11 protein-coding genes are annotated in these 13,530 nt (G+C 65.9%); 6 read left to right on the top strand and 5 right to left on the bottom strand.

Features of this window, described 5'->3' with window-relative positions; all coding sequences use genetic code 11:
* Positions 1 to 95 precede the first annotated feature (95 nt).
* From QNO10_RS07835 to QNO10_RS07825, 3 genes are all read left to right on the top strand, one after another.
* A complete protein-coding gene (locus QNO10_RS07835) occupies positions 96 to 1,685 on the top strand; it encodes an ABC-F family ATP-binding cassette domain-containing protein (protein WP_229948071.1) in 1,590 nt (529 codons plus the stop codon).
* Positions 1,686 to 1,748: 63 nt separating this feature from the next.
* Positions 1,749 to 3,053, top strand: coding sequence for a cation:proton antiporter (locus QNO10_RS07830; protein ID WP_229948073.1), 1,305 nt, complete (start codon positions 1,749 to 1,751; stop codon positions 3,051 to 3,053).
* Positions 3,054 to 3,091: 38 nt separating this feature from the next.
* Positions 3,092 to 3,823, top strand: coding sequence for a YqjF family protein (locus QNO10_RS07825; RefSeq protein ID WP_229948075.1), 732 nt, complete (start codon positions 3,092 to 3,094; stop codon positions 3,821 to 3,823).
* On the opposite strand, the gene QNO10_RS07820 is transcribed toward QNO10_RS07825, so the two are convergent.
* The 5 genes from QNO10_RS07820 to QNO10_RS07800 form a co-directional block, all read right to left on the bottom strand.
* Entirely contained in the window at positions 3,772 to 4,317 is a 546-nt protein-coding gene (locus tag QNO10_RS07820; RefSeq protein ID WP_229948077.1) for an SRPBCC family protein, read from the bottom strand. The genes QNO10_RS07825 and QNO10_RS07820 overlap by 52 nt on opposite strands.
* 48 nt (positions 4,318 to 4,365) lie before the next feature.
* Entirely contained in the window at positions 4,366 to 6,693 is a 2,328-nt protein-coding gene (locus QNO10_RS07815) for an alkaline phosphatase (protein ID WP_229948079.1), read from the bottom strand.
* Between the two features lie 110 nt (positions 6,694 to 6,803).
* Positions 6,804 to 7,424: an L-threonylcarbamoyladenylate synthase gene (locus QNO10_RS07810; RefSeq protein ID WP_229948081.1), complete on the bottom strand. Its 621-nt coding sequence runs from the start codon at positions 7,422 to 7,424 to the stop codon at positions 6,804 to 6,806.
* Between the two features lie 82 nt (positions 7,425 to 7,506).
* Positions 7,507 to 9,036 (bottom strand): HNH endonuclease, encoded by a 1,530-nt coding sequence (locus QNO10_RS07805; protein WP_229948083.1) that lies wholly within the window; start codon positions 9,034 to 9,036, stop codon positions 7,507 to 7,509.
* Between the two features lie 312 nt (positions 9,037 to 9,348).
* A complete protein-coding gene (locus QNO10_RS07800) occupies positions 9,349 to 10,314 on the bottom strand; it encodes a glycosyltransferase family 2 protein (RefSeq protein WP_229948085.1) in 966 nt (321 codons plus the stop codon).
* A gap of 96 nt (positions 10,315 to 10,410) precedes the next feature.
* On the opposite strand from QNO10_RS07800, the gene QNO10_RS07795 reads away from it, so the two are divergent.
* The 3 genes from QNO10_RS07795 to QNO10_RS07785 all read left to right on the top strand — a co-directional run bounded on the left by QNO10_RS07795 (position 10,411) and on the right by QNO10_RS07785 (position 13,380).
* Positions 10,411 to 10,644 carry a zinc-ribbon domain-containing protein gene (locus QNO10_RS07795; protein ID WP_229948087.1) on the top strand — a complete coding sequence of 78 codons (234 nt, stop codon included), beginning with the start codon at positions 10,411 to 10,413 and terminating at the stop codon, positions 10,642 to 10,644.
* Between the two features lie 277 nt (positions 10,645 to 10,921).
* The gene (locus QNO10_RS07790) at positions 10,922 to 12,553 is read left to right on the top strand and encodes a ribonuclease J (RefSeq protein WP_229948089.1); all 1,632 of its coding nucleotides are present in this window, start codon (positions 10,922 to 10,924) and stop codon (positions 12,551 to 12,553) included.
* A 299-nt stretch (positions 12,554 to 12,852) separates the two neighbouring features.
* Positions 12,853 to 13,380 carry an ester cyclase gene (locus tag QNO10_RS07785; RefSeq protein ID WP_229948100.1) on the top strand — a complete coding sequence of 176 codons (528 nt, stop codon included), beginning with the start codon at positions 12,853 to 12,855 and terminating at the stop codon, positions 13,378 to 13,380.
* Positions 13,381 to 13,530 lie beyond the last annotated feature (150 nt).

Here is a 13,530-nt window from a genome sequence, read left to right as displayed (position 1 = left end):
GCACCACAGCTAGGCCGGCCGGCTGCAGCCAGCCGGTAGGATGAGTGGTCGTTGTCCCGCGGGGCGAGGAAAACCAACCCCTTTGAGAGGACACCATGAGCCTGATCCGGCTGCAGGACGTCAACACTTCCTTCGAGAACAAGCAGGTCCTGCGTGAAGCCTTCCTGCGGCTCGAACCCAAGGACCGGATCGGCCTGATCGGCCGGAACGGCTCCGGTAAGTCCACCATCCTGAAACTCGTCCTGGACCAGGTGCAGCCCGATTCCGGCACGGTGACGGTGGAACCGGGTGTGAAGATCGGCTACTTCTCCCAGTTCTCGGAACTGGATGGACAGGCCAGCATCGCGGACGTCCTGGACTCCGTCTTCACGGAGATCAAGGACGTCGAGGCCGAGCTGGCCGGCATTGACGAAACCATTGCCTCCGGTCCGGCCGACAAGGAAATGGACCGGCTGATCCGGCGCCAGTCGGAACTGTTCGAGACCATGGACCGCCTGGACGGCTGGGACTACCCGCGCCGCATCGATTCGGTGCTCACCACGCTCGGTTTCACCGACGCACACCGCGTCTGCCCCATCGACGCCCTGTCCGGCGGCTGGCGGAACCGCGCCGCCCTGGCAAAAATCCTGCTCGAACAGCCTGACGTCCTCCTGCTCGATGAACCGACCAACTACCTGGACGTTGCCGGCGTCGAATGGCTAGAGGGATGGTTCCGCGACTTCCGGGGTGCGGCGATCATCGTTTCGCACGACCGGAAGTTCCTGGACGCCGTCGTTACCCGCATCGTGGAAGTGGAGAACTTCCACCTGCACGAGTACCCGGGCAACTTCGCCGAGTACGTGGTGCAGAAGCAGTTCCGGCTGAAGAACCTCCAGGCGCAGTTTGTCCACGAGGCGGAGCTGCTGGCGTTTGAAGCCGAAGGCATTGCGGACCGGCGCGAGGCAGCCAAGGCCGGTGGACGGCTGAGCACCCAGCTGGCCCGGATCAAGAAATCCCGTGCGCCGCGTCCGGTGGACGAGATCATCACCGGCATCTATGACGGACTGCATGTGAAGGACGTCCTGGGCCGGGTCCGCGGCGTGTCCAAGTCCTACGGGGACAAGGTGCTCTTCGAGGACCTGAGCTTCGAAGTCAACAAAGGCGACCGCATCGCCGTCACGGGCACGAACGGCAGCGGCAAGACCACACTGCTGCGCGTGCTTACCGGCGAGGAAAAGCCGGACTCCGGCGATGTCACCTGGCCCAAGGGGCCAGCCATGGTTTCCTACAACCAAATGCTGGCCGAGCTCGACGACGCCGATACCGTCACCCATGCGGTGAACTCGCTGCCGGGATCCCTGGCGTTCAGCGCCACGAAAAAATCCGTGAACCGGTTCCTGACCATGTTCCAGTTCTCCGAAGCGGACCTGACCTCCAAGATCGGTAATCTCTCCGGCGGGCAGCGTGCCCGGGTGGCCATGGCCCAGTGCCTGCTTTCCGGTGCGCCGGTCCTGCTGCTGGACGAGCCCACGAACCACCTGGACATGTCCAGCACGCAGGTCATGGAACGCGCCCTGCTGCATTTCCCCGGAGCCGTCATTGTGGTCAGCCATGACCGGTTCTTCACCGAAAAGATCGCCACCCGGTGGCTGGTGTTCGGCGCCGAGGGGGCACAGCCGGGGCAGGTCGACATCCGCGAGGCCTAAGGCGCCAACGCGGATTCGGCGCGGCACCTGTTGGGGCGCCTGGTCCGCCGGTACTGTCGGGGGGTGTTTGACGGACCCAGCCTCGTATTCTCCGCAGCCGGCCTTGCAGTCTTCCTTGCCGCCGTGCTGCCCAAGGTGCTGCGCAACGTGCCGGTTTCCATGCCCATGGTGTTCCTTGGGGCGGGGATCCTCGCGTTCAGCCTCCTGAAGGACCTGCCCGACCCGGATCCGGTGCGCTATGGAGAATTCACCACGCACCTGACCGAGGTGTGCGTGATCATTTCGCTGATGGGTGCGGGCCTGGCCCTGGACCGTCCGTTGGGGTGGCGGCGGTGGTCCACCACCTGGCGGATGCTGGGCATTGCCATGCCGCTGAGCCTGCTGGGCCTGACCCTGCTGAATCTCTGGGTCCTCGGCGTCGGGCTCGCGGCGGCCATCCTGCTGGCAGCCGCCCTGGCCCCGACCGATCCGGTCCTCGCCTCCGAGGTCCAGGTAGGCGAACCGGCCGACGACGAGGAGGAGGACTCCGAAGGCGAAGCCGAGGACGAGGTGCGCTTTGGCCTGACCTCCGAAGCCGGACTGAACGACGGCCTGGCTTTCCCCTTCGTCTACCTCGCCATCGGCATGAGCCTGGTCGGGACCGCACCGTCGGATTGGTTCCCGCACTGGATTGCCGTGGATGTCTTCTGGCGGATCGGGATGGGCGTCCTCCTCGGATTCCTTACCGGCAAGGTCCTGAGCCGGCTCTTCTTCTCCGCACCGTTGGAAAGCATCCGCCTGTCCAACCATTCCGAGGGCTTTGTGGCCCTGGCGGCCACCTTCCTTGCCTATGGAGTCACGGAAATGCTGGACGGCTACGGTTTTGTGGCTGTCTTTGTCTGTGCAGTCACCATCCGCACCGCGGAACGGACGCATGGTTACCACCGGGTGCTGCACAGTTACGTTGAGCAGCTGGAGCGCCTGCTGACCGTCGTCCTACTCCTGCTGCTCGGCGGGGCCATTGCCCGCGGACTGCTGTCCGGCGTCGGCTGGCGCGAAGTCGTGGTCGCCGCCGCATTCCTGCTCGTTGTCCGACCCCTCGCCGGATGGCTGGGGCTGCTGGGCGGCAAGCCGGGCCCCCGCGAACGGATGGCCATTGCCTTCTTCGGCGTCCGCGGGATCGGCTCCCTGTACTACCTGGGCTACGCACTGGGCAAGGGACACTTCGACGGAGCGGAACAGCTTTGGGGACTGCTCGGCCTGGTGGTGGCGTCGTCGATCGTGCTGCACGGAATTACGGCGGCGCCGCTGATCAACCGGCTGGACCGGATCCGGAAGAAGACAGCCGTGGAACGCTTCGGCGAAGAACGGCCGGACACAGCGGTCTAGCCCTTTCCGCCCGGCGGGGGCGCTGTTACGTTGACGCCATGGATGCGCACGTCCACGGCAGCCGTAATCCCTGGCCTGCCGGACCACGGGTAACCCCGCCCGTGCTCATGGCCCAGACCTGGTCCGCGGCTGTCTTCCTGCACTGGCGCATTGATCCGTCCCTGGCTGCCCCGTATATGCCGCCAGGTGTCGAGCCCGACGTGTTCCACGGCTCCACCTGGGTGGGACTCATTGGCTTCCGGGCGCCGGAGACCGGGATTGCCGGGGTCCCGGTTCCCTTTTTCGGTTCCTTCACCGAGGTCAACGTGCGCCTGTATTCACGCGGCCGCGACGGAAGCCGCGGGGTGCTGTTCCTGAGCCTGGACGCCTCCCGGCTCGTCCCGGTACTGGCCGCCCGCGCACTGCATATCCCGTACGTCTGGTCCCTCTGCCGCCCCACGCGGTCCGGCTGGGCCCTTGGGTACGACGTCGAGCGGTTCGGCCGGCAGGCCCGCTCGTCCTTCGCCGTGGTTCCGGATGAGGCCCGGCAGGCTGACGATGACCTGTCCATCCTGCTGACCGCGCGGTTCGGACTGCACGCCGTCCTGGCGGGCAGGACAGTGTTTATTCCCATCTCGCACCGGCCGTGGCCGCTGCATCCGGCCCGGCTGACCCACCTCCACGACGAGCTGGTGCCGGCCGCCGGGCTTCCCGTGGAAGGTCCGCCGGACACAGTGCATTATTCGGCGGGGGTGCGGACCCTGTTTGGCAGGCCCCGGCGCGTTGCCTGAGCCAGCTCCCGGCACAGGCCCCGTTCGCCCTGCTTCATCAGCAGCGCATGGGCGGCGGTAAACGCCGGCCGGGCCACCGGGGTCAGTATCCGCATCCAGCGCAGGGTGGGGCGGACCTTCCAGTCGATGTCCATCCGGGTCTGCTCGGCCGGCATGCCGGCTTCCGGGGCCGCGACCGGGAACAACCGGATCCGGCCGGTGCCCACCAAGTCTCCGCCGGCGTCGAACTCAATGATCTTGGGCTGGACAGCGGTGGTGGGCTTAATGGTGATGGACAGCCGGTAACCCAGGGAGGCGCGGAACTGCAGGCGGACGGTGGTGGCCAGCAGCTGTGCTGTTGGATCTGCGGACGCGGTGTCCGTAGCCAGGTCCTGGAGTGTGCAGCCGGGCCACCACCGCGGCCAGCTCATATCCGGGCTGGCGACGATCTCCCAGACCGACTCCGGGGGCGCGTTCAGCAGCCAGCTGGAAGGAAGCACATAGAGACCGGGCATCCCTTCAGCATGCCATCAGTGCCCCCGGGGTCGAAAAAGAGGGGGCGGTTAGCGCTGGTAGGGGCGGGGGAGCTCAAACCCCCGCTCGGCCAGCACCGCGCGCAGCCTCGTGGGGTAGTCGGTGATGATGCCGTCCACCCCCAGGTCGATCAGGCGGTGCATGTCCGCCACCTCATTGACCGTCCAGGGGATGACGGTCAGGCCGCGGTTATGGGCGCTCTGTACAAGTTCCGCGGTGACGGTGGTGAAGATCGGCGAGATGACGTCGTAGCCCTGGGCAGCCGCGGCCCAGGCAACGTCACCGCCGAAGTCATCAATGTCGATACCTCCCAGTTGCGGGGCGGCGCCCGGTTGGCCGACGCCGAGGTCCTGCGCGGTGCTGGCGAGGGCTACGAGTGTCAGCTCCGGGGCGATCCGGTCCACCAGATTCAGGGTGGACCAGTCGAAGGACTGGATGGTGGTGCGGCGTTCCCGGCCGGAGTCGCGCACCACGTCCACTACCGCTTCGGTGAGGGCCACGCTGCGCGGTCCGCCGGGCAGGCCCTCTTCCACCTTCGTTTCGACATTGAAGTGGATCCGGCGGGCACGGTACTCGCGGGCGAGGTCATAGACGTCGCTCAACTCGGCGATCCGGTTGCCCTCCGCCACGTCCTGCTCCGGGTAGCCCGGCAGCTGGGCGTAGCCGCAGTCCAGGGTCTGCACCTGCGCCAGGGTCAGGTCCGCTACGCGGTCACCCACATACGGGAATTCCGCATCGCCGGCGGTTGCCGGGGCAGTGTCGGCGCACTTTGTGGCCAGGATGAGGTCGTCATGCCAAACAATCACCCGTTCGTCCTCGGTGAGGACCGCATCGAGTTCCAGGGTGGTCACGCCGAGTTCCAGCGAGTGGGCGAAGGCGGCAAGGGATTCCTCCGTCACTTCGCCACGTCCGCCGCGGTGGGCCTGGAGGTCGAAGTCGCGGTCCGTTCCGGAACGCATCACAGACACCATGACGTCGAAGATGCGGGTGTTTTCGTACACGCCGGTCAGCATTTCCGAGCCCGGACCCATCGCGGTCAGTGGCACGTCGTCGCCTGTGTGGCCGCCGGTGGTCCAGTCGATCTGGAACTGCTGGTCGGAATTGGCGACGTCGAACGGGCCTTCCTGCACCGGGCTGTCCGGATTGGAATCATCGCCCAGCGGTTCGATGGACATGCCGCCGGTCTCGTGGTCGCCCACCGTGATCAGCAGGGTGTTTCCGTCCTGCTCGGCGTACTCCTTCGCCAGGGCCACGGACCGGTCGAATTCGATACCGGACTCAATGGTCAAGGCGCCGTTATTGACGTGGCTCATCGCATCGGTTCCTTCTTCCTCCACCATGAGGAAGAAGCCGTTGTCCTCCTGGTTGTTGTCCAGGACATCGATGGCCTTGCGGGTCATCTCGGTCAGCGGCACGGCGGGGTCGTAGGCGTCATCAATGTCGTCGCCGTACTGGAACATTTCCTCGTTGGCGAAAAGCCCGAGCAGCATATCGCCCTCCGCTGCCTCCAGCCCGGGCAGGTCCCAGACGTATTCGTACCCCTGTTCCTGTGCCTCTTCCACGAGGTTGCCCTCGGTGCCGGCGCTCTCCTCGGATTCATCCTCTGCTGGGTTATCGGGGTACCTGCCCGGGTTGCCCGCCGGGTACCAGTAGTCCTCTCCGCCGCCGAGGATCACTTCGGGGTGGGAACTGCGCAGGAACTGGGCTGCGATGGCGCTCTGCTCGTTCCGGTCCAGTACGTGGGATCCGAAGGCTGCGGGGGTCGCGTCGGTGACCTGGCTGGTGGTGACCAGGCCGGAGGATTTCCCGAGCCGTTCCGCGACTTCCAGGGCCGTGGACACAGGCTGCTGCGCAAGGTCCACCCCAATGGCGCCGTTGTAGGTCTTTACTCCTGTGGCCATGGAGGTGGCGGCAGCCGCGGAATCGGTAATGAAGGTCTCTGGATCCGCTGAGTTGGTGTGCACCCGGCCTACTTCGGGCAACGAGTCCATAGCCAGTTCTCCGGTCAGGCCCACCGAGGCCAGCCGGATGGCGTCCCGCTGGGCCGTGCCCATGCCGTCACCCACCATGAGGATGACGTTCACGGCGTCGCCGTCGCCGTCGTCGTCGCCACCATCATCCGGGGGTGTCGGTGTCGGTGTCGGTGTGGGCGTCTGGGTCCCGGTCGGTGTGGGTGTGCCTGTGGGGGAGTTGGTGGGGGAAGCGGTGGGTGTGGGTGGTGAAGTCGTAGGCCCGGGGGAGGCGGTGGGATGTCCGGTCCCGCCGCCTGTCCCCGGAAGCCCGGTTCCGATGCCGCATCCTGCCAGGACACAGGCACTCAGTAGCGCCGTCGATACTGCCTTAACCGTCTTTTTCATGTGGATTCCCTGCGAGTGACTAGCCGTGGCCCCCCTGACGCGTGTCAGACTCTGCGCGTGCGCGGGGACAGTCAACCGCAGGAATCGATAAAGACCCCGGACCGCTGTGGTTACTCGAAGGGCGTCGGATCACCTGTGCCGCGACGGACGATCTCCGGGGTATCCCCGGAGAAATCGATGACGGTGGTGGGGTCCGGGCCGCAGAAGCCGGAATCGATCACGGCGTCCACCTGATGGTCCAGCCGCTCCTTGATCTCCCAGCCCTGAGTCATCGGGTCCTCGTCGCCGGGTAGCAGCAGCGTGCTGGAGAGCAGCGGTTCGCCGAGGCCCTCCAGGATCGACTGGACCACGATGTTGTCCGGGATGCGTACGCCGACCGTCCGCTTCTTGGGGTGGAGCAGCCACTTGGGGACTTCCTTGACCGCCGGAAGGATGAAGGTGTAACTGCCGGGAGTTGCGGCCTTGATGCTGCGGAACACGGAGTTATCCAGCTGTACGAACTGGCCGAGCTGGGCGAAGTTGTGGCACACCAAGGTGAAGTGGTGTTTGTCGTCCAGCTGACGGATCTGCCGGATGCGTTCCAGCCCTTCACGGTTCCCCAGCTGCACGCCCAGTGCGTAGCAGGAGTCAGTGGGGTAGGCGATCAAGCCGCCGGATTCGAGCAGGTTCACAATCTGGCCGATGGCCCTCGGCTGCGGGTTTTCCGGGTGTACGTCAAAGTATCTGGCCATCCCCACAGCCTACCGTTGGCGCTCGCTGACCGGGACTGACGGGGACAGGTCGGCGAGCGCCTAAGCCAACCCAGGCCGACTCCTAAGCCGCCCAGATGACGTCGGCGATGATTCTTTCAACCATGGTCCCTTCGTCAGCTGAGGAACCGGCCTCATAGGGTGCCCCAACCATTGGCGGCGCCGTGGAACGGTAGGTGTGTCCCGTAGGCGTGGAGGTCTCGACGGTATGCCCCGCTCTTCCCGCTGCTCCTGCTGTTCCCGCTCTACCCGCTGCTCCTGCTGCCCCGGGCGGCTTTACGACGGTGGCCGACCAACCCGGTGCTTCCTTGGCCTGGTTGCAGGCCTCGCACAGCCCCTGCCCGTTCATCACGCTGGTGGGACCACCCTGACTGTGCCGGCGGATGTGGTCGAAGTTGCGAATAGGGGCACCACACCACGGCATCCGGCAGGTTTGGTCCCGGGCGGCGATGAATCGGGCGACGGATGGAGGGAACAACCGTGCCCGGGAGTCCATTGCGGCCAGCTCGCCGGATTCGGGAGCAGTGTAGAGCCGCCGGACCCACGTCTGGGCTCGTTTGCCTGCACCTGGATCGTTCGTCAGTTCGGAATTGTTGGTGCTGCCGCCTCGGGAATTCCTGCGCCGGACCAGGTCCCTTGCCCACTGTGCCGGAACGGGACCATATCCGGGGACCAGTGCCGGTTCGGAGTCGGCGGCCAGCAGGGCCAGGTCGGTCATAACGAGCTGGACCTCGACGTTCATCTCGTCCGCGTTTACCTTGCCCGTGATCCGTTGGACGAGGGTGTCCGCCATGATCTGTCCCCGTGTACGGCCGTCTCCGGCAGTCGTCAGCCGGTCTGCCTCCCGCGACAGGGCAGCGTATACCCCTACGCCCTGGCTTACCGGGAGAAGCCCGGTCAGGTAGGTCATGGTGTCCGGGGCTGGACGGCAGGAGACGAAACGTTCGGACGCAGCCTTGGCCGCCCGGTTCACAGCGGCCTGTGGATCCAGCCGGTAGGCCGCAGCCCTGGCGCGGGAAATAATCTGCCGGTCTCCCAGGGTTTCCAGCACCTCCAGGTCTCCAGCCACTTCCCGATCCACCCGCTGCCGGTCTTCCACACTCAGGCAGGCGGTCTCGCGCACAAGCAGCGTCGCCCGCCATTCGCTGATCTTCCCGTTGCTTAGGGCATGGAGGGTGCACGGCATCTCCTGCACCAACGCATGGGCGAACCCCAGCAGGCGCCCACCGCGGTTGGCTGACTCCCTCCGGGCCAAGGCTATCTGTGAGGCCACACCCCAGCCCTGCTTGTTCGCCGGCAGTCCACCCTGGGCCTGCTTCCTCCGCTGCGAGGCATCAAATGCGGCAGCTGCCCGGGCCTGCGCGGCCGACGCCGCAGCCTTCAACTCCTCGAGGGCACGAATCCGGTCGATGAGTTCCGTGTCAGCCCGCTGGGCCGGTTCGGCGCCGTTCTGGTCTGCAAGTACCTCAACCCAGGTGTTCACCAGGGCGCTGCTGATCCCGGAAGGGGCCGCGCCGGATTCGCTTTCATGCTGACGGCGTCCATGGGGGCGAGGCCCATGGGGATCAGGTTCATGCGCGGGATATTCGAACATGTGTTCGAGTTTATCGGCTGCCAACAGGCAGAGGAAGACGATATCTACCCGAAGTACTACCTGTTTTTAGGTGGGAAGGGTGCATGGCTGTAGCCGACGGTATGGGCACGGAAACCAGAGAATCCATCCAACCTCGCGGCGCTCGCGGACACCAAGCCGCACCCGGCCGAGCCCTGCGGACACCAGCCCCAACCTCGCGGCGCTCCCCGGTTCAGCCCTGCGGTCACCAGCCCCACCCTCGCGGCGCCCGCTGACCCAACCCCACCCTGGCGGCGCTCGCGGACACCAGCCCCACCAGGTCCAGCCCTGCGGTCAGTCCCCAAGTGACCGCCGGATCCAACGCACCGAGTGTGCGGCGATCTTCAGCCTCGTACCGGAATACGGCACCCCGCCGCGCAGCCGCCAGTGCACGGCAACCCAGACACCCAACGCCCGTTCAACCAGCCACAGGGGAGCCCACAGGGCCGATGTCGGCCCGAACACCTGACGTCCGCCGTCGCGCCTGCGTCCGTATTCCGCTGTACCCATAGCGGCAGCAGCGAGCGCAATCAGGCGCCGCGGCCTCCGCGCGCCCCACACCAGGGCGGGCAGCAGGGACAACTCGGCAGCCAACCGCAGCGGCTGGGCCATATCGTCGTAGGCCTGGCGCACCCGCTGACGGAGAAAGTGGCGCGTAGAGGCGGGGATCCGGGCAATGAACAGGTCATTAGCGCGCACCTCGCGCCCACCGGCAGCCCGGACAGTCCGCAGGAGCTCAAGGTTTTCGAATAATGCATCCCCGCTGTAACCGCCCGTCCGCCGCAGCACCGCAGTCCGCACCGCCAGCGTCCCCGGGTAGTCCGCACCGAACGCACGGTTCAGTAAGGTCCGGCCGGTGTCCCAGCGGGCGTGCCACGGCATGGGGGAGGGGAAGTAGTTCTGTGGGCGGACGACGTCGGCGTCCCCCAACAGGGTGTGGATCCGTTCCAGCTGCGGCAGCGTGTACCGGACGTCGTCGTCCGCGATGATGAGGATCTCAGTCTCAGCCATGTCGACGCCGGTGAGGACGCCGCTGACTTTGCCGTTCCGGCACTCGGGGTGTTGGGGCCGGCAATGGCGCACGGCAGCTGGGAAGGCCTGCGCATGTGCTGCGTACCGTTCCTCGTCGGAGCCGTCCACCACCAGGACCCGCAGATGTGCGCACAGCTGTTCCAGGTACTTCGCGAGCTCTTCGAGGCCGGCGTCGTCGGTCCACTTCAGCGGCAGCAGGTACCCGGGCTGCGGATGGCGGAATTCCATGCGCGAAACGTATCCAGCACCCCCAGTCCTAAGCAAGCTTAGTAAAGCCCGCGTGTCCCCATGCCGCGGCCTTCCGCCGCGACGTACAGTGGATGGATGTTCGTCCTCATCGGATTCAAGACCGTCCTCCGTACTCTCTTTTCGCGTCCGGCCACCTGTCAGTACTGCGGTGCCTATGCCCAGCAGCAGGTAGAGGAGCGGGCCAACCGGCTGACGCTGTTCTTCATCCCCGTGCTCACAACCAGCCGCCGCTACGCCTTCACCTGCTCCAACTGCGGCCAAAGCACCGGAATTTCCCGGTCGCAGAAGGCGGCCCTTCAGCGGGCCTGATGCACCGCTGACCTGCTTGGAAAGCGGTCCAGGAACCCCCTCCGGACCCGTCCGAGACTCTCCCGAAGAGCCCGGTGTCCCCGGCGCGCCGGAAAAGTCAATAGAATGAAAGAAGCACAACAGCTGCCGGCCCTGTTCTGGCCGCACCACAGACTTCCGGAATGCCGCCGTACGGCTGCCGTTCCACCTTTGTAATTGATCCCCAACGAAAGAACCATCATCCGTGAATAGAACACCTGCCGTCCTGAAAGCCCCCCGGGAACTAGCCAAGGGAACCATGCGTGTCATGAACCTCGGCGGCCTTGGCGAAATCGGCAGGAACATGACCGTTTTCGAATTCGACGGCAAACTGCTGATCGTTGACTGCGGCGTGCTCTTCCCCGAAGAAGAACACCCGGGCGTAAACCTGATCCTGCCTGACTTCACCGCCATCCGCGACCGTCTGCAGGACGTCGTCGCCGTCGTCCTGACGCACGGCCACGAAGACCACATCGGCGGCGTGCCCTACCTGCTGCGCGAGCGCTCCGACATCCCCATCGTCGGCTCCAAGCTGACCCTGGCCTTCATCGAAGCCAAGCTCAAGGAACACCGGATCAAGCCCAAGCTGATCCAGGTCAAGGAAGGCGACCGCCGCACCATCGGCGGCTTCGACCTTGAGTTCCTTGCCGTGAACCACTCCATCCCGGACGGCCTGGCCATCGCCATCCGCACGGCCGCCGGCATGGCGCTGCACACCGGCGACTTCAAGATGGACCAGTTCCCGCTGGACCGCCGCATCACCGACCTCACCGGCTTCGCCCGGCTCGGCGTGGAAGGCGTGGACCTGTTCCTCACCGACTCCACCAACGCCGAGGTTCCCGGCTTCATGGCCTCGGAAAAGGAACTGGCCCCGGCCATCGACACGGTGTTCCGCACCGCGCCGCGCCGCATCATCGTTTCCAGCTTCGCCAGCCACATCCACCGCATCCAGCAGGTCATCGACGCGGCATCGCGCTACAACCGCAAGGTCTCCTTCGTGGGCCGCTCGATGATCCGCAACATGACCATCGCCGAGGAACTGGGCTACCTGAACATCCCCAAGGGCATCCTGGTGGACTTCAAGTCGCTGCAGCGCACCGATGACCACAAGGTGGTGCTGATCTGCACCGGTTCGCAGGGCGAGCCCATGGCTGCCCTGTCCCGCATGGCCAACAAGGACCACCAGATCCGCATCCACGAGGGTGACACGGTGTTGATGGCCAGCTCGCTGATCCCGGGTAATGAGAATGCCATTTACGGCATCATCAACAACCTGACCAAGATCGGCGCCAACGTGGTGCACAAGGGCAATGCCAAGGTGCACGTCTCCGGCCACGCCAGCGCCGGCGAACTCGCCTACTGCTACAACATCGTCAAGCCGCGCAACGTGATGCCGGTGCACGGCGAATGGCGCCACCTCAAGGCCAACGGAGCCATCGCAGAGGCGACCGGAATGGATCCCCGCGACGTGGTCATCGCGGAGAACGGCATGACCGTCGACCTGCGCCGCGGCCGTGCCACGATCTCCGGCAAGCACCAGGTGGACCTGGTCTTCGTGGATGGCGACAGCGTCGGCCACACCACCGAGGAAACCCTGAAGGAACGCATGCAGCTGGCCGAGGAAGGCGCCGTAACGGTGCTGGCCCTGGTCGATGCCGACACCGGCACCATCGCCGAGCCGGCTGAGTTCTTCACCAAGGGCTTCACCGTCAAGTCCGAGGACCTGCGCAAGGCGGAGGAAGCGGTGGAGAAGGCCCTGGCCAACGCCGCCACCGGCCGCGGACCGAAGGGCGAGGAGCTCGAAGACGTGATTGAGCGCGCCGTCGCCAACTGGATGCGCCGCTTCTACAACCGCACCCCGGCCATCACGGCCATTGTTGTCGACGCCTAAAGCGCCGTCGCTGCGGTACTAGCCAGCCAGCGGTACAGGTAGCCAGCAGCAGTACAGCTAGTACCGCAGTACAGCTACACAGGAGGGGCCGCCGTCGTTTGTTCGACGGCGGCCCCTCCTTTGTTCGTCCCGGCAGGAGCTTGCGGCCCCTCAGCCGACCCCACAGCCGATCCCTCAGCCGACCCCTCAGCCGACCCCGCAGCCGCTGCCGCCGCACTGGTTTGCCCTTCGCGCCTTTTTCCCTGCGCGGCCCCGCCGTATGGTCGGAAGGAATGCCGCACGGATGCGAGGAGCCCGTCATGGACGCAGAAGACCTGCCCGAGGGAGTGCACGTGCTGCGGCGGATCCTGTTCGAGGGATTCGCCCGGGGGAACACAGACCTAGTGGACGAGTTGTGCTCCCCGGACCTGATTGAGCATCAGTTTGGACTCGAGGGCCGCGGAGCCGAGGCGATAGCCCACGTGAAGAAGGCCATCACGCAGGTCCACGAAGCCATGCCGGACCTGCACTACGACCTCGAGGACTGGGCCACCCGGGGCAACACGGCCTGGGTCCGCTTCTACGGGCGGGGCACCAACACGGGACCGTTTTTCGGCCCGCCGAGCGGTAAGGCGGTTGAGCTGACCGTAGTGGATATTGCCACGGTGGTTGACGGGCGGATCACCGAGCACTGGGGTGTGCCGGACCGGTTCTCACTGCTGCAGCAGACAGGCGTGCTGGCCCGGCTCCGCCCCGGGGCCGCCCCCGTGGACAACCCCCTGGCCGCCCCCGGAGGGAACCCCGGAGACCTACCCGGGGTAAGCCCAAAGGGTGCCGGTTTGGTGTGATTTTGTTCTCGGCTGCAGTGCGGGCCGGACCCGCCGCAGGCCTCGTCATGGAGACCCGCGGCACGTGCAGATCCCTGCAACGACGCGGAATTTCCAGGACCGCTGGGCCATGCATAGATCCGGGCTTATACCCGCGGCGCTCTTTACGGT

It is taken from the genome of Arthrobacter sp. zg-Y919 (genome assembly GCF_030142045.1).
In the GTDB taxonomy this organism is placed as follows: Bacteria; Actinomycetota; Actinomycetes; order Actinomycetales; family Micrococcaceae; genus Arthrobacter_B.
Note: the sequence above shows the minus strand (reverse complement) of the source record. Positions and strands in the feature narration are given on the sequence as shown.